The sequence below is a fragment of the Klebsiella sp. HMSC25G12 genome (assembly GCF_001807705.1).
GTDB lineage: Bacteria > Pseudomonadota > Gammaproteobacteria > Enterobacterales > Enterobacteriaceae > Klebsiella > Klebsiella variicola.
Window position 1 is genome coordinate 122,105 of record NZ_KV789854.1, and the last position, 15,183, is coordinate 137,287.

Annotated in this window: 14 protein-coding genes and 1 other annotated feature; of the genes, 9 read left to right on the plus strand and 5 right to left on the minus strand. The window is 56.4% G+C overall.

Annotated features, from left to right (window positions below; all coding sequences use genetic code 11):
• Window positions 1-18: 18 nt before the first annotated feature.
• Window positions 19-1,065 (minus strand): protease SohB, encoded by a 1,047-nt coding sequence (gene sohB, locus HMPREF3096_RS08615; RefSeq protein ID WP_008807783.1) that lies wholly within the window; start codon window positions 1,063-1,065, stop codon window positions 19-21.
• Window positions 1,066-1,320: 255 nt separating this feature from the next.
• Between sohB and HMPREF3096_RS08625 the strand changes: the two genes are divergently transcribed.
• The gene (locus tag HMPREF3096_RS08625) at window positions 1,321-2,082 is read left to right on the plus strand and encodes a YciK family oxidoreductase (protein WP_012542052.1); all 762 of its coding nucleotides are present in this window, start codon (window positions 1,321-1,323) and stop codon (window positions 2,080-2,082) included.
• Window positions 2,079-2,669 (plus strand): cob(I)yrinic acid a,c-diamide adenosyltransferase, encoded by a 591-nt coding sequence (gene cobO, locus HMPREF3096_RS08630; protein WP_002901749.1) that lies wholly within the window; start codon window positions 2,079-2,081, stop codon window positions 2,667-2,669. Before HMPREF3096_RS08625 ends, cobO begins: the two co-directional genes overlap by 4 nt.
• Window positions 2,670-2,729: 60 nt before the next feature.
• Here the strand turns inward: cobO and rluB are convergent, their stop codons facing one another.
• Window positions 2,730-3,632, minus strand: a complete 903-nt coding sequence (gene rluB, locus HMPREF3096_RS08635) for a 23S rRNA pseudouridine(2605) synthase RluB (RefSeq protein ID WP_008807781.1) — start codon at window positions 3,630-3,632, stop codon at window positions 2,730-2,732.
• 147 nt (window positions 3,633-3,779) lie between these two features.
• On the opposite strand from rluB, the gene HMPREF3096_RS31385 reads away from it, so the two are divergent.
• From HMPREF3096_RS31385 to HMPREF3096_RS08645, 3 genes are all read left to right on the plus strand, one after another.
• Window positions 3,780-4,013 (plus strand): hypothetical protein, encoded by a 234-nt coding sequence (locus HMPREF3096_RS31385; RefSeq protein ID WP_071527864.1) that lies wholly within the window; start codon window positions 3,780-3,782, stop codon window positions 4,011-4,013.
• Between the two features lie 102 nt (window positions 4,014-4,115).
• A complete protein-coding gene (locus HMPREF3096_RS08640; protein ID WP_004190748.1) occupies window positions 4,116-4,622 on the plus strand; it encodes a PAAR domain-containing protein in 507 nt (168 codons plus the stop codon).
• Complete coding sequence (locus HMPREF3096_RS08645) at window positions 4,622-5,998, plus strand: PAAR domain-containing protein (protein ID WP_032730146.1); 1,377 nt, start codon at window positions 4,622-4,624, stop codon at window positions 5,996-5,998. The genes HMPREF3096_RS08640 and HMPREF3096_RS08645 overlap by 1 nt, the downstream gene beginning before the upstream one ends.
• A 929-nt stretch (window positions 5,999-6,927) precedes the next feature.
• Here HMPREF3096_RS08645 and gcvA read toward each other — a convergent pair.
• Window positions 6,928-7,827 (minus strand): transcriptional regulator GcvA, encoded by a 900-nt coding sequence (gcvA, locus tag HMPREF3096_RS08655; protein WP_032691360.1) that lies wholly within the window; start codon window positions 7,825-7,827, stop codon window positions 6,928-6,930.
• 111 nt (window positions 7,828-7,938) lie between these two features.
• On the opposite strand from gcvA, the gene HMPREF3096_RS08660 reads away from it, so the two are divergent.
• Complete coding sequence (locus HMPREF3096_RS08660) at window positions 7,939-8,847, plus strand: DMT family transporter (protein ID WP_032730144.1); 909 nt, start codon at window positions 7,939-7,941, stop codon at window positions 8,845-8,847.
• Between the two features lie 21 nt (window positions 8,848-8,868).
• On the opposite strand, the gene HMPREF3096_RS08665 is transcribed toward HMPREF3096_RS08660, so the two are convergent.
• Together HMPREF3096_RS08665 and rnm are read right to left on the minus strand one after the other, a co-directional pair.
• Window positions 8,869-9,489: an L-threonylcarbamoyladenylate synthase gene (locus tag HMPREF3096_RS08665; protein ID WP_008807778.1), complete on the minus strand. Its 621-nt coding sequence runs from the start codon at window positions 9,487-9,489 to the stop codon at window positions 8,869-8,871.
• 16 nt (window positions 9,490-9,505) lie between these two features.
• The gene (gene rnm / locus HMPREF3096_RS08670; RefSeq protein ID WP_012542055.1) at window positions 9,506-10,369 is read right to left on the minus strand and encodes an RNase RNM; all 864 of its coding nucleotides are present in this window, start codon (window positions 10,367-10,369) and stop codon (window positions 9,506-9,508) included.
• 159 nt (window positions 10,370-10,528) lie between these two features.
• Window positions 10,529-10,624: a sequence feature (Trp leader region), on the plus strand.
• A 34-nt stretch (window positions 10,625-10,658) separates the two neighbouring features.
• On the opposite strand from rnm, the gene HMPREF3096_RS08675 reads away from it, so the two are divergent.
• Genes HMPREF3096_RS08675 through trpCF form a run of 3 tightly spaced genes read left to right on the plus strand, consistent with a single transcriptional unit; the run spans window position 10,659 to window position 15,178 of the window.
• Complete coding sequence (locus HMPREF3096_RS08675; protein WP_012542057.1) at window positions 10,659-12,221, plus strand: anthranilate synthase component 1; 1,563 nt, start codon at window positions 10,659-10,661, stop codon at window positions 12,219-12,221.
• Window positions 12,221-13,816, plus strand: a complete 1,596-nt coding sequence (trpD, locus tag HMPREF3096_RS08680) for a bifunctional anthranilate synthase glutamate amidotransferase component TrpG/anthranilate phosphoribosyltransferase TrpD (RefSeq protein WP_004148109.1) — start codon at window positions 12,221-12,223, stop codon at window positions 13,814-13,816. Before HMPREF3096_RS08675 ends, trpD begins: the two co-directional genes overlap by 1 nt.
• A 3-nt stretch (window positions 13,817-13,819) precedes the next feature.
• The gene (gene trpCF, locus HMPREF3096_RS08685) at window positions 13,820-15,178 is read left to right on the plus strand and encodes a bifunctional indole-3-glycerol-phosphate synthase TrpC/phosphoribosylanthranilate isomerase TrpF (protein WP_032730142.1); all 1,359 of its coding nucleotides are present in this window, start codon (window positions 13,820-13,822) and stop codon (window positions 15,176-15,178) included.
• Window positions 15,179-15,183: the final 5 nt, after the last annotated feature.

Here is a 15,183-nt window from a genome sequence, read left to right on the forward strand (position 1 = left end):
GGCCTCGCGTTATGTTGTTTACATCAGCGGTTTCTGACCGCGCTGCCACCAGCGCAGCAGAAGTCGATCGGCGCTCTCCGCGGCGCTACCAGTGAAGCGGTCGAGCATTTTCTTACGCTGTTGATAACGCACCCCGATCACCTCGTGGCTCTCCATGAGCCCCAGCAACAGCTCATCGCTGGTTTCAACCGCATCCACCAGCCCTTTTTCCAGCGCCTGCACCCCGTACCAGTGCTCGCCGGTAGCTACCTGCTCAATATCAAGTCCAGGACGCATCCGATGGACGAAATCCTTGAACAGATGGTGCGTCTCATTGAGATCCTCACGGAACTTGCGCCGCCCTTCTTCGGTATTTTCGCCCAGCATAGTGAGCGTCCGTTTGTACTGCCCGGCGGTATGCAGTTCGATATCAATATCTTTGTTCTTCAGGAAGCGATGGAGGTTAGGGATCTGCGCCACCACGCCAATGGAGCCAAGGATCGCAAACGGCGCCGACACAATTTTGTTGGCCACGCAAGCCATCATATAGCCGCCGCTGGCCGCCACTTTGTCAACCGCCACCGTCAGCGGGATCTGTTTGTCGCGCAACCGCTGCAGCTGAGAGGCTGCCAGTCCGTAACCGTGAACCACCCCGCCGGGGCTTTCCAGACGAATCACCACCTGGTCACGCGCTTTCGCCGCCGCCAGCACCGCCGTGATCTCTTCCCGCAGGCTGTTGACCTCATGGGCATCCATGCTGCCTTTGAAATCCAGCACCCAGGCGCGCGGCTTGCCTTCCGGCTCCACGTTACCCAGCTTCGCCCGCGCTTTCGCGGCCTTCGCCTCTTGTTTTTGCTTTTTCTTCTGCGCTTTATGCCACTGTTTCTGCTGCGGGCCGTCAAGCAGCGCCACCGCCAGCGATTCCTTCATCTCTTTGTAATGCTCGCTAAGATTGGTCACCCGCAGTTCGCCGCGCTGCTTCTTACGCTGGGCCAGGTTGACGATAATAGCGGCAATCACCGCGATAGCGACGACAACCGTCGCGATCTTGGCTAAAAATAAGCCGTACTGAGCAAGTAATTCCACGTTTTCACCTTGTGTAAAGCACTGACGTTGCTGCACAGTGTACATCAGCCCCTGGCGAGAAGTCTTTGTGCTTTGTGTCTTGTGCGCAGCGGATTCCGTTTTTTTTCAGCGAGGCTGAAATCGTTGCAAGATATTAATTTTCTGAATACTTTCCGCTTCGCCGATTGCAATGGCGAGCACTTTCAGGCATAACAGCGCAAAAGTGAGATACCAAAGATGAAGCGCGATCGGGAACCGATCGCCCAAGGAGTCGCCGTGCATTATCAACCGCAACGCCACTTGCTGAAAGATCGCATCATCCTGGTCACCGGCGCCAGCGACGGGATTGGTCGTGAAGCGGCCCTGACCTACGCGCGCTATAGCGCCAGCGTGATTCTGCTTGGCCGCAACGACGAAAAACTGCGCGCCGTCGCCCAGGAGATTGAACGCGAGGGCGGCATTCCCGCCCGCTGGTTTACCCTCGACCTGCTAACCTGCACGCCGCAGGCGTGCCAGCAGCTGGCGCAGCAGATAAGTATGCACTATCCCCGTCTTGACGGCGTGCTGCACAACGCCGGCCTGCTCGGCGACATCTGCCCCATGGACGAGCAGAAGCCGGAGGTCTGGCAGCAGGTGATGCAGGTGAACGTCAATGGCACTTTTATGCTGACCCAGGCGCTTCTTCCTTTATTACTCCGTTCGGATGCGGGCTCGCTGGTCTTCACCTCGTCCAGCGTTGGCCGTCAGGGCCGCGCCAACTGGGGCGCCTATGCGGTCTCCAAATTCGCCACCGAAGGGATGATGCAGGTGCTGGCCGACGAGTACCAAAGCCGTCATCTGCGGGTGAACTGCATCAACCCCGGCGGCACCCGCACCGGGATGCGCGCCAGCGCCTTCCCGACGGAAGATCCGCTAAAACTGAAGACCCCCGCTGACATTATGCCCGTCTATCTATGGCTGATGGGTGACGACAGTCGCCGCAAGACGGGAATGACCTTTGACGCCCAACCGGGCCGTAAGCCAGGAATTGCCCAATGAGTGATGAACGCTACCGCGAACGCCAGCAGCGGCTGAAAGATAAAGTTGACGCCCGGGTGGCGGCAGCCCAGGACGAACGCGGCATTGTGATGGTCTTTACCGGCAACGGCAAAGGCAAAACCACCGCCGCCTTTGGCACCGCGACCCGCGCCGTCGGCCACGGCAAAAAAGTCGGCGTGATCCAGTTTATTAAGGGGACCTGGCCTAACGGTGAGCGTAACCTGCTGGAACCCCACGGCGTCGAATTTCAGGTGATGGCGACAGGCTTCACCTGGAACACCCAGGATCGCGACAGCGACACCGCCGCCTGTCTGGCGGTCTGGGAGCATGCCCGCCGTATGCTGGCTGACGACCAGCTCGATCTGGTGCTGCTGGATGAGCTGACTTACATGGTGGCGTACGATTACCTGCCGCTGGAGTCGGTGCTAAGCGCCCTGCGTGAGCGTCCTGCCCATCAGTCGGTGATCATTACCGGCCGCGGCTGCCATCGCGATATTATTGAACTGGCGGATACCGTCAGCGAACTGCGTCCGGTCAAGCATGCGTTTGATGCCGGGATTAAAGCGCAGATGGGAATTGACTACTGAGGGCCTGATACGGCGAAAGGCAGTACGCGTTCCGGCGGCAATCCACCGGAACGCACAACATTAACCGTTGGTCTTATTGCGAGTACTGGAACGACGGTTGCTGTTGTTACCCTGGCGCGGGTTAGCGCTGGTCTGGCTGTGACGCTTCACCGCCCGACGGATCTGATTGGCTTTCATCCGGCGACGGTCTTTCTCGACAGCAACTTTAGAACTGGTTTCCGGCGTCAGCTCCACCAGCTCGCGCAGGTAGTTGGTCTGCGCCAGGTCCAGTTCGGTATAGCCGCCGCGCGGCAGGCCTTTCGGCAGCAGAATATCGCCATAGCGCACGCGGATCAGACGGCTGACCTGCACGCCGACCGCTTCCCACAGGCGACGCACTTCGCGGTTACGCCCTTCGGTCAGGGTGACGTTGTACCACTGGTTAATCCCTTCACCGCCGGTGAATTTGATGGTTTTAAATGCTGCCGGACCATCTTCTAACTGCACGCCACGAGACAGCTGACGCAGCTTATCATCATCCACCTGGCCGAAAACGCGAACGGCGTACTCACGCTCGACTTCACGGCTCGGATGCATCAGGCGGTTTGCCAGTTCGCCATCGGTGGTGAACAGCAGCAGGCCACAGGTGTTCACGTCCAGACGGCCAACGGCAATCCAGCGCGCGCCGCGCAGTTTTGGCAGGCGATCAAACACCGTCGGGCGCCCTTCCGGATCGTTACGGGTGCACAGCTCGCCTTCCGGCTTATAGTAAGCCAGCACGCGACAGATCTGCTCAGCAGACTCTTTCACCGAGATCAGATGACCATCGATACGAATTTTTAAACCGGGGACGATTTCCACACGATCGCCGAGGGTGGCGATTTTTCCGTCGACGCTGACGCGGCCAGCTTCGATTTTCGCTTCAATTTCACGGCGGGAGCCGTGGCCGGCGCGGGCCAGCACTTTTTGCAGTTTCTCGCTCATTGAGCTTCCTTAAGGTGTCGCCTTCCCAGGCGTCTGGTATGCTTTCAAAAACAACGAGTTAGCCTAAAACTCAACTTAACTCACTGATCTGTAAATATTTCATGGCACACAGCATGGCAAACAACGTATCACACAAGCTGTCACACAATGATTCGTGGGCGCACATACTACACGAATTTTAGACTAAATGATTCAACAAGTTTTGTGCGCCTGAGTCTTTCTGAACTTGGACGTATAACGATGAGCAATCCGGAACAGTCAAGCACAGCGAACGGGAAAACGCTGTGTGTCTACTCCAACAGTATCTACACATTTACCTTCGTCACGGAGTCGCAGCATTGCCCGTACAGCAAAAGCTTCGACATAGTCGATAGTAAATGAATCGCGCCATAACATTCACAAAATAAATATTTTAAAACGCAGTTTCATTTTTATGAAAAACAACTTCCGGCACATGGGTGTTATTTGTACAATGAATTACGTATGAAGATTAATTCACAACAAGCAGAGGGACTTATGCAGCAATATACCAACGAAATCACACCCGAAATTAATGAGGCCCAATCACAACCGCCTTACGACGAAGAGCTTTTGTCACTCTGCGATGACAAAACCCGGAAAGAACTTGAGGAAATTAAAAAACAGCATCTAAGCCGCCCGTTAGCTCACATTTTCCGGTTTGCAGTCGTTGGAAGTCTGACCCGTCGCGGTGGAGTCATTCGCCATGCTTCAGGCGGTGCGACTACCGGAGGATTACAAGTTGCTCGGGTAGGTGACAAGGTTGTATATGCTGATGGCAGCGAGTCCACTATTATTTCCGGTGCTGGCAAGGCCCGAATCATGCAGGGCGCATCCGCTGCACTCGTTGGCAGTATGCTTGATAATGGTGATGAAATAATCTCTACCCCACAATCGTGCAGCAAACTGGTTTTTCGTGAAGGCCGCGAACTCCCGGAAGGATTCTTGACCGTGTCAGGGAGTAAGCACTGATGGGCGTTAAGGGATACTATTTATTCAGAGGTGATAAGACACGATGTGGTGGCGTTATCACTGAAGGATGGAGCGACCACCAGCATTTTGACAGAGATATGTCCTGTGAAGGGCATAAAGTAACTTGTGGTAAACATCCAGGGCTTTACCGTATTTGTGGTGGGCTTGATGATGACATACACGGCAAAAGGATTGCCGGAACACTACACAGTTATAGCTCCTGCCCCTGTAAATCCAAATTCATCAATTCAAACTGGGATGATGATTACGAACTTGGTGGAGAAGCAACGGTAACGCACACTGATCTACCTCACCTCGTCAAGATGCCTGAACTTCCAGGGCCGATTGAGTCAGAACCGGAACAGAACGCCCAAACAGCAAAAAAGAAAACAGGTATAGATGCAGGTTTTGCCGTTATCACTTATGGCGGTACTACGGAAGCGTGGCAACGTCTGTTATTCACTGAAAACCCACCAGCAGGGGCAAAAGAGCTATTCTCTATTCTGAACGGCCCGGATGAAAGATACAAAGCTGGTTCGATTATGCTTCTGGTTGATCCAGAGAAACAGGACGACGAGCAGATTGCCCACATGAAAGCCGCGAAAGCGCGAGTTGATGCGGCGTTAGAACCGCTGACAATCCAGGAAGCTAACTTGCTGCACAAACACTACGCAACCATAGCTAATTTCACCAGCTACGCTGATACAGGAATTGGCCTTGCTGCTGATCCTGTTGGAAAATACTTTGAGAGTATCGAAAAAATACTCAGAGAGATTCAAGAAACGTATAAGAATACCTACATAACGAGAGGCTCGTTGATAGGAGAACAATTTTACATTCAACGTAGCCTGTTGTTTAAAGAGCTTGAATCAATACTTAAAGTCAGATTCCTGAATAAGGCTATGAAATTCGGAGAGTATACAAAAATAAAAAAAGCACTTGGCCTATCCAGCAGTTCTATTACCCACAAATGGAATGAAACGGGGATCAGTGACATTGAAGGCTATGCTACCCACATCGAACGGGCAGCTAAATGCGTAAAAGCAATGCGTTACACTGGTTATTTAGGCATTGGTTTTAGCGGACTGCATTCACTAAATGAAATAAATGAGGCTTGTTCTGTTGGTCGCGAAGCTGAATGTACCAAGAAAAAGTATACTGAGATTGGTAGCTTTGCTGTAGGTACGGGGGTTGGTGTTGCTGGTGGCTATTTAGCAATACCTCTTTGTATCGCTATCGGTGTTGGTACTGCTGGTGTCGGAGGGCTTGCTTGCTCTGTGATTGCTGGGGCTGGTTTAGGCTATGTCGGTAGTAGTGCAGGTGGCGCATTCGGTGAATGGGGTGGAGAGCAGCTGTATGAAACTTTCGGTAATTAATTTTATAATTATGCATCGTAACTCGATTGGATTGGTATTGTGTCTATGCCTAATACTTACGGGGGTTATTTCAATTATTTACGATCGCATTTCGAAAAATAAATTCATTACTCTCTGTTCGCTATTTGTTGAAAAATTTGACGCAAGACCAGTAGAGGCTTTAATTTATCAGGATGGGGGGTTCTTTTTCTCGTTTATGCGTGATGCATTTTTTATTAAAGCATTATATTTTAAAGAAAACTCATTTCATACGCGAGGAATGGATAATGAACAAATTCGATTCATTAAAGAACTTCCTAATCAGTATACCGATTGGTTACGTGTAAAAGTACGATTTTGCGTGGTCGGTATTATTTTTCTATTCATGATGTTATCAGTTTTCTATTTACCATTATTCATTTAATTGAAATAAATAGCCAAGAGCAAAACTTGGCTATTTTATTCACTCCCAATCAGTATCATCAATTACATAAGAAACTGAGGATAAGGGAAACGTATGCAATTAGCGCATAGCGATCCCTCATATTGATCTTTGGCAAAAAGTCTATTCAGAGAAAAAATGATGATGTCGATTATATACGGGAGCTACCTGCAAACATCAAATACTGGTTTATCGCCGAATTGTTGTGTTCATTGGTAGGTTTTATTGCCCTACTAATTGGTGGTATCTGTCTTTGGGTCGATAAATGATTAATTTAGCAGAACTGATCATCTGCGGGTTAGGAAGATTAAGCCTCATCTGCGGTATAGCTGTTACGGTGCTCTCATTTATCAACAAAAAGCGCTTCTCCGCGACCTGTACGCTGTAAAAAGAAAAACTTCGTCGGGAAAGCTTCTGTTCGCCGCGCCCCGTCTTTAGTATGGAACAGATTTTCCTCATTCTCCTGTGCCCATTCACGCATACGGATCTTTATCGGACAGCGCCCCCCTCACTGCGCGCCCTCCTCAACAACAGCCGGGCGCTGGCCGAGCAGCCAGTCGCGAAAACAGCGGTTGGCAGGCGCCAGCAGCGCGGTCTCGTGGTAAACCAGATGATAGGCCAGCGGACAGGCGATGGGCTGCGCCAGAGGATTAACCAGCCGCCCCTGCGTCAGCGCAGACGCTATGAATGAACGTCGCAGTAATGCCATCCCCATACCAGCGAACGCCGCCTCCGTCACGCCGTTGGAATCAGTGAACACCGGACCGCGGCGCGCGCGGTCCGGCTCCAGCCCCACGGCCTCACACCACAGCGCCCAGTCTTCACGATGCTCATCGTGCAGCAGCGGATACTGCAGCAGATCGCCCGCACCGGCGAGGGACCGGCGCGGAGCAATCAGTTGCGGACTGCAGACCGGGATAAGGTCGTCATCCAGCAGGCGGTAAGCCTGCAGTTCCGGCCAGCCGCCGACACCATGACGCACGGCAAAATCGATCCCTTCACTCAGCAAATCTACTCGCCGGTTGGTGGTGCCGATCTGGATCTCAATCTTTGGATAACGTCGTTCAAAATCAGCCAGCCGCGGCAGCAGCCACTGAATGGCGAAGCCGCTGGTACAGCTGAGCGTCACCTTTTCTGGCCCCGCGGGCACCTGCAGGCGCTGGGTGGCGGCGGCTATCTGGAGAAAGGCGGGCTGAACGGCCCGCAGGTAGATCTCCCCCACCTCCGTTAACTGTAACTGTCGGGGAGTACGAATAAAAAGCGGGGTATTCAGCGCTTCCTCGAGGCGGGCAATTTGCTGGCTGACGGCGCTTGCCGTAACGCAAAGCTCACTGGCGGCCTGCTTCAGACTAAGCAGCCGTGCCGCCGCTTCAAAGCAGCGCAGCGCATTCAGCGGTGGAAGTTTCATCGACATGGCATCTCAGTTAAGAATAACTTAATCATGTAAGCATAACGCGTTTGTCGGACGCTGCACGTGAGTTCTACAGTTGACTTCCTTCGTGAATACAAGGAGTCAATCATGCGTGTTATCGACTATGGCCGCCTGCTGCTGCTCGCCGCTCTCTGGGGCGCCAGTTTTTTGTTTATGCGCATCACCACCCCGGCCTTCGGGGCGATGATCAGCGCTTTTCTTCGCGTACTGTTCGCCGCTATCGCGCTCGGGCTGTTACTCGGCGTGCAGGGTAAATGGAGCGGGTATCAGGGAAAATTCATATCCACTCTGAAGCTGGGGGTCATTAATTCAGGCCTTCCTTTTCTGATGTACTGCCTTGCCGCACAGTGGCTGCCGGCAGGGTACTCCGCCACGCTCAACGCCACGGCGCCGATGATGGGAATGCTTATCGGCGCGTTATGCTTTGCGGAACCGTTAACCCTGCGCAAAGGCGGCGGCGCGTTACTGGGCGCCATTGGCGTGGCAGTCATTGCGAGCCCAACCTCCAGCCTCAGCGCCGCCCTCCTGCTGCCGGGGATCGGGGCCTGCCTGATCGCGACCGCCTGTTACGGTCTGGCCGGCTTCCTGACCCGCAGTTGGATCCAGCAGCGGGGCGGCCTTGAGGCTGAGCGCGTCGCGTTGGGCAGCCAGGTCGGCGCCACGCTGTTTCTGTTGCCTTTCTTTCTCTGGTCAGGCTGGTATGGTCCGGTCATAGACTGGCGACAGAGCCTGCCGTGGATAGCGATAGTCATGCTGGGCGTGGTCTGTACAGCAGCAGGGTATATTCTCTATTTTCGCCTGATTGCTGATATAGGACCGCTGCGTTCGCTGTCCGTGACCTTTTTGATCCCACCTTTTGCGGCGCTGTGGGGCTATTTGTGCCTCGGAGAAACCATACAAAAAGGGCTGATTCTCGGCGCACTGCTGATCGGTCTGGCGCTGTGGTTGATTGTCGTGCCGTCAGGAAGGAAACGCGGGGTGCCGGGCGGAGCATGAACCACCGCCCGACGATGACGATCAGAGGAAAGGCTTCACGTCGCCGACGCCTTCGCGCAGCACCACCGGGGTATCTTCCGTCAGGTCAATAACCGTGGTCGGCTGCTGCCCAAGGAAGCCGCCGTGAATGATGAGGTCCACCACTTTCTCCAGACGATCTTTGATCTCTTCCGGGTCGGACTCGGTAAAGTCGCTGCCAGGCAGCATCAGCGACGTGGACAGCATCGGTTCGCCTAAAGTTTCGAGCAACGCCTGAGCAATAGGGTTAGACGGGACGCGCATGCCGATGGTTTTACGTTTCTCCTGCAGCAGCCGGCGCGGCACTTCTTTGGTCCCCTTGAGGATAAAGGTGTAGTTGCCCGGCGTGTTGTTTTTCATCAGACGAAACGCCACGTTGTCGACAAAAGCGTAGGTTGACAGCTCGGACAAATCGCGGCACATCAGGGTAAAGTTGTGGCCGTCCGGCAACTGACGGATACGGCAGATCCGCTCCATCGCGCCCTTGTCTTCAATTTTGCAGCCCAGGGCGTAGCCGGAGTCGGTAGGATAAACGATCACCCCGCCCTTACGCACAATCTCCACCGCCTGGTTAATCAACCGCGCCTGCGGGTTATCCGGATGGATATAAAAAAACTGGCTCATACTTCCCTCTCAATTTTTATTTGGCGGCCGCTTCCCAGCTGTGCCAGACGCCTTCCACGCCGGCAGGAAGCCAGAGCTTACGGCCAAGCTCGATCCACGCACAGGGCTGATGAAAATCGGAGCCCTGTGACGCCAGCAGACCAAACTGCACGGCCAGGGTGGCCAGCTGGGCGCGTTCATGGGGCGCCTGCTGACACTGGGCCACTTCCATGGCATCACCGCCCTGCTCGCTAAAGTGGGCCAACAGCCGCTTCAACCACTTGGCGGAGAGATCGTAGCGCCCGGGATGGGCTATCACCGCCTTGCCGCCAGAATGATGAATGACATCAATCGCTTGTTTTATTGTACACCACTGCGGCGGCACGTAACCGGTTTTCCCGCGGGCAAGGTATTTTTTGAAGACCTCCGCCATGTTTTTCGCATGGCCGGCCTCCACCAGAAAACGGGCAAAATGGCCGCGGGTGACGGCGCCACCGTCCGCCAGCCGCAGCGCCCCTTCCCAGGCGCCAGGGATCCGCGCCTTCTCCAGACGCTCGGCAATCATCTGGCCCCGCAGCTGGCGTCGCGCTTTCTGCTCCTCCAGCAGCGCGGTCATCGTCGGGTGCGCAATATCAATATTCAGACCCACGATATGTATTTCGTGATTCTCCCAGAGCGTCGAAATCTCGACGCCGTTTACCAGCGTTAAGGGTAATCCGGCACGGGCGATCTCTTCCCGGGCGGCCGGGATCGCCGCCACGCTGTCATGGTCGGTGATCGCCAGGGTGCCTACGCGCATCTCATGGGCACGATGGACCAGTTCCTGCGGAGTCAGCCGCCCGTCAGAGGCGGTGGTATGGCTGTGCAGATCGTAAATCACTGCGTATTGGCTGTCGCTCAAAAGGACTCCTGCTGGACATCAACGTAAATAAGCGCATTATCATACCGACAGGCAGAGAAAATCTGCAAACAAGGGTTGACTTTATTCCATTGAACTAGTTAACTAGTACGCAAGTTCACATGAAGGGGTATCACGATGAAAATGCACTTTATCACTCTGCACAGCTGGTGGCGCACCTCCTGATAACGGGCGGCGTGATCGCGTTTTGCATTCAGCATACAGATACCCGGCCCGCCAATGAGCGGGCTTTTTATTGGACAAAAAATAATACGAACAGGCGAGAACAATAATGCAAACATCCAAACCGGCACTCGAGCTTCTCACCAGCGACGCCATCTACCGGGAGAACCCGACGGCGTTATTCCACCAACTGTGTGGCGCCCGTCCGGCCACGCTGCTGCTGGAATCCGCTGATATCGACAGCAAAGATGACTTAAAAAGCCTGCTGCTGGTCGACAGCGCGCTGCGCATCACCGCTCTTGGTGACACTGTCACTATTCAGGCACTTTCCGCTAACGGCGCCGCGCTGCTGGAACTGCTGGACGGCGCGCTGCCCTCCGGGATCGCCAATCAGCGCCAGCCCAACGGCCGCATCCTGACCTTCCCCGCGGTCAGCACCCTGCTCGATGAAGACGCCCGCCTCTGCTCACTGTCGGTGTTTGACGCCTTCCGTCTCCTGCAGGAGCTGGTGACCGTCCCGGCCAACGAGCGTGAAGCGATGTTCTTCGGCGGCCTGTTCGCCTATGACCTGGTCGCCGGCTTTGAAGATCTTCCACCGCTGCAGAGCGACACCGCCTGCCCGGACTACTGCTTCTATCTGGCTGAAACTCTGCTGGTCATCGACCATCAGACCAAGCATACCCGCATTCAGGCCAGCCTGTTCACCCCGCTGGAGAGTGAAAAACAGCGCCTGGAGCAGCGCCTGAGCCAGCTGCGTCAGCAACTGAACGAGCCGCCGGCGCCGCTGCCGGTTACCACTGTGGCCGAAATGCAGTGCGACGTTGACCAGAGCGATGAAGAGTACGGTGCGGTGGTGCGCAAAATGCAGCGCGCGATCCGCGCCGGGGAAATCTTCCAGGTGGTTCCTTCCCGTCGCTTCTCGCTGCCCTGCCCGTCGCCGCTGGCCGCTTATGATGTGCTGAAGAAGAGCAACCCCAGCCCGTACATGTTCTTTATGCAGGACAACGATTTCACCCTGTTCGGCGCCTCGCCGGAGAGTTCGCTGAAATATGACGCCGTCAGCCGTCAGATTGAGATCTACCCTATCGCCGGCACCCGGCCACGCGGCCGCCGCGCCGACGGTTCGCTGGATCGCGATCTTGACAGCCGCATCGAACTGGAAATGCGCACCGACCATAAAGAGCTTTCCGAACACCTGATGCTGGTGGATCTGGCGCGTAATGACCTGGCCCGCATCTGTACCCCGGGCAGCCGCTATGTCGCCGATTTAACGAAGGTTGACCGTTACTCCTTCGTGATGCATCTGGTCTCCCGCGTGGTCGGCGAACTGCGTCAGGACCTCGATGTGCTGCATGCCTACCGCGCCTGCATGAACATGGGCACCCTCAGCGGCGCACCGAAGGTCCGCGCCATGCAGCTGATTGCCGCCGCCGAAGGTAAACGCCGCGGCAGCTACGGCGGCGCGGTGGGCTATTTCACCGCCCACGGCGACCTCGACACCTGCATCGTCATCCGTTCCGCCTACGTGCAGGAGGGTATCGCTACCGTCCAGGCCGGAGCCGGCATTGTGCTCGACTCGGTTCCCCAGTCGGAAGCGGATGAGACCCGAAATAAAGCCCGCGCGGTGCTGCGCGCCATTGCCCAGGCCCATCACGCGAAGGAGATTTTCTGATGGCTGACATTCTGCTGCTCGATAATATCGATTCTTTCACCTATAACCTGGCAGACCAGCTGCGGGCCAATGGTCATAACGTGGTGATTTACCGTAACTCCGTCCCGGCGCAGGCGCTGATTGAGCGTCTGGGCACCATGGACAACCCGGTGCTGATGCTTTCCCCGGGCCCGGGTACGCCGAGCGAAGCTGGCTGCATGCCGGAACTGCTGACCCGTATGCGTGGCAAGCTGCCGATCATCGGCATCTGCCTCGGTCATCAGGCTATTGTCGAAGCCTACGGCGGCTATGTCGGCCAGGCGGGCGAGATCCTCCATGGCAAAGCATCCAGCATTGAGCACGACGGCCAGGCCATGTTTGCCGGTCTGGCTAACCCACTGCCGGTGGCGCGTTACCACTCGCTGGTTGGCAGCAATATTCCCGCCGGGCTGACGATTAACGCCAATTTCAACGGTATGGTGATGGCGGTGCGTCACGATGCGGACCGGGTGTGCGGCTTCCAGTTCCATCCGGAATCGATCCTTACCACTCAGGGCGCACGGCTGCTGGAGCAGACCCTGGCCTGGGCGCTGCAGAAGCTGGAGCACACTAACACCCTCCAGCCGATCCTTGAGAAGCTCTATCAGGCGGAAACCCTGAGCCAGCAGGAGAGCCACCAGCTGTTCTCCGCCGTCGTGCGCGGTGAAGTGAAGCCTGAGCAACTGGCCGCCGCGCTGGTCAGTATGAAAGTGCGCGGCGAGCAGCCGCAGGAAATTGCCGGCGCCGCCACCGCGCTGCTGGAAAACGCCGCGCCGTTCCCGCGCCCGGACTACCTGTTTGCCGACATCGTCGGCACCGGTGGCGACGGCAGCAACAGCATCAATATCTCCACCGCCAGCGCCTTTGTCGCTGCGGCCTGTGGATTGAAAGTGGCGAAACACGGTAACCGCAGCGTCTCCAGTAAATCAGGCTCTTCTGACCTGCTGGCGGCCTTCGGCATCAATCTCGATATGAACGCCGATAAATCCCGCGCGGCGCTCGATGAGCTGGGGGTTTGTTTCCTGTTCGCGCCGAAATACCACACCGGTTTCCGCCACGCGATGCCGGTCCGTCAGCAGCTGAAGACCCGCACCCTGTTTAACGTGCTGGGGCCGCTGATCAACCCGGCGCATCCGCCGCTGGCGCTGATTGGCGTCTACAGCCCGGAACTGGTGTTGCCGATCGCCGAGACCCTGCGCGTGCTGGGCTATCAGCGCGCGGCGGTGGTGCACAGCGGCGGGATGGATGAAGTCTCGCTGCATGCGCCCACGGTGGTGGCCGAACTGCATAACGGGGAAATCAAAAGCTATCAGCTGACCGCTGACGACTTCGGCCTGACGCCTTACCATCAGGCGCAGCTGGCGGGCGGCACGCCGGAAGAAAATCGTGACATTCTGACGCGCTTGCTACAAGGTAAAGGTGAAGCCGCTCACGAAGCCGCCGTCGCCGCCAACGTCGCCATGTTGATGCGTTTACACGGGCATGAAGATCTGAAAGCTAACGCTCAGCAGGTACTGGATGTGCTGCACAGCGGCGCGGCCTATGACAGAGTGACCGCCTTAGCGGCAAGAGGGTAAAGAATGCAGACCGTTTTAGCAAAAATCGTTGCCGACAAAGCGATTTGGGTAGAAGCCCGCAAACAACAACAACCGTTAGCCAGTTTTCAGAATGAAGTGGTCCCGACGCAGCGCAATTTCTATGACGCGCTGGCCGGCACCCGCACCGCGTTTATTCTCGAGTGCAAAAAGGCCTCGCCGTCGAAGGGGTTGATTCGCGAAGATTTCGATCCGGCGGCGATCGCCAGCATCTACAAACACTACGCCTCGGCGATCTCAGTGCTGTGTGATGAGAAATATTTCCAGGGCAGTTTCGATTTTCTGCCGATCGTCAGCAAGGTCGCGCCGCAGCCGATCCTGTGTAAGGACTTCACCATCGACCCTTACCAGATCTACCTGGCGCGCTACTATCAGGCCGATGCCTGCCTGCTGATGCTCTCGGTGCTCGACGATGAGCAGTACCGCCAGCTCTCCGCGGTGGCGCACAGCCTGAATATGGGTGTGCTGACCGAAGTCAGCAATGAAGAGGAGCTGGAGCGCGCCATCGCCCTGAAGGCGAAGGTGGTGGGCATTAACAACCGCGACCTGCGCGATATGTCGATTGACCTTAACCGCACCCGTCAGCTGGCGGCGCGTCTCGGCCCGGATGTCACGGTGATCAGCGAATCCGGCATCCATACCTATGCTGAAGTGCGCGAGCTGAGCCACTTCGCCAACGGCTTCCTGATCGGCTCCGCCCTGATGGAGCAGGCGGATCTGGAAGCGGCGGTTAAACGCGTGCTGCTCGGCGAGAATAAAGTGTGCGGCCTGACGCGCCCGCAGGATGCCCAGGTGGCCTGGGAGTCCGGCGCCATCTACGGTGGCCTGATTTTCGTCCCGACTTCGCCGCGGGCGGTGAATGACGCCCAGACCAAAGCGGTGATCGCCGCAGCGCCGCTGCAGTACGTCGGCGTGTTTCGCAATGCGCCGCTGGACGAGGTGGTCGCCCGCGCGCAGGCTCTGGGGCTGGCCGCCGTGCAGCTGCACGGTGATGAGGACCAGGCCTATATCGACGCGCTGCGCGACGCCCTCGCGGACAACGTCCGTATCTGGAAAGCGCTGAGCGTTGGTGAAACCCTCCCGGCCCGTACGCTCCGCCATGTCGACAAGTACCTGTTCGACAACGGCCAGGGCGGTAGCGGCCAGCGCTTTGACTGGAGCCTGCTGCAGGGCCAGGATCTGCGCAACGTCATGCTGGCGGGTGGCCTGGGTGCCGATAACTGTGTGGAAGCGGCCAAAAGCGGCTGTGCCGGACTCGATTTCAATTCAGGCGTAGAGTCGCAACCCGGGATTAAAGACGCCAGCAAACTGGCCTCCGTATTCCAGACGCTGCGCGCATATTAAGGAGC

Bases quoted from the DNA above. Each gene is read 5' to 3' on its own strand.
- cobO (WP_002901749.1), top strand. From the start codon at position 2,079: ATGAGTGATGAACGCTACCGCGAACGCCAGCAGCGGCTGAAAGATAAA.
- rluB (WP_008807781.1), bottom strand. From the start codon at position 3,632: ATGAGCGAGAAACTGCAAAAAGTGCTGGCCCGCGCCGGCCACGGCTCC.
- HMPREF3096_RS31385 (WP_071527864.1), top strand. From the start codon at position 3,780: ATGATTCGTGGGCGCACATACTACACGAATTTTAGACTAAATGATTCA.
- HMPREF3096_RS08640 (WP_004190748.1), top strand. From the start codon at position 4,116: ATGAAGATTAATTCACAACAAGCAGAGGGACTTATGCAGCAATATACC.
- HMPREF3096_RS08645 (WP_032730146.1), top strand. From the start codon at position 4,622: ATGGGCGTTAAGGGATACTATTTATTCAGAGGTGATAAGACACGATGT.
- gcvA (WP_032691360.1), bottom strand. From the start codon at position 7,827: ATGAAACTTCCACCGCTGAATGCGCTGCGCTGCTTTGAAGCGGCGGCA.
- HMPREF3096_RS08660 (WP_032730144.1), top strand. From the start codon at position 7,939: ATGCGTGTTATCGACTATGGCCGCCTGCTGCTGCTCGCCGCTCTCTGG.
- HMPREF3096_RS08665 (WP_008807778.1), bottom strand. From the start codon at position 9,489: ATGAGCCAGTTTTTTTATATCCATCCGGATAACCCGCAGGCGCGGTTG.
- HMPREF3096_RS08675 (WP_012542057.1), top strand. From the start codon at position 10,659: ATGCAAACATCCAAACCGGCACTCGAGCTTCTCACCAGCGACGCCATC.
- trpD (WP_004148109.1), top strand. From the start codon at position 12,221: ATGGCTGACATTCTGCTGCTCGATAATATCGATTCTTTCACCTATAAC.
- trpCF (WP_032730142.1), top strand. From the start codon at position 13,820: ATGCAGACCGTTTTAGCAAAAATCGTTGCCGACAAAGCGATTTGGGTA.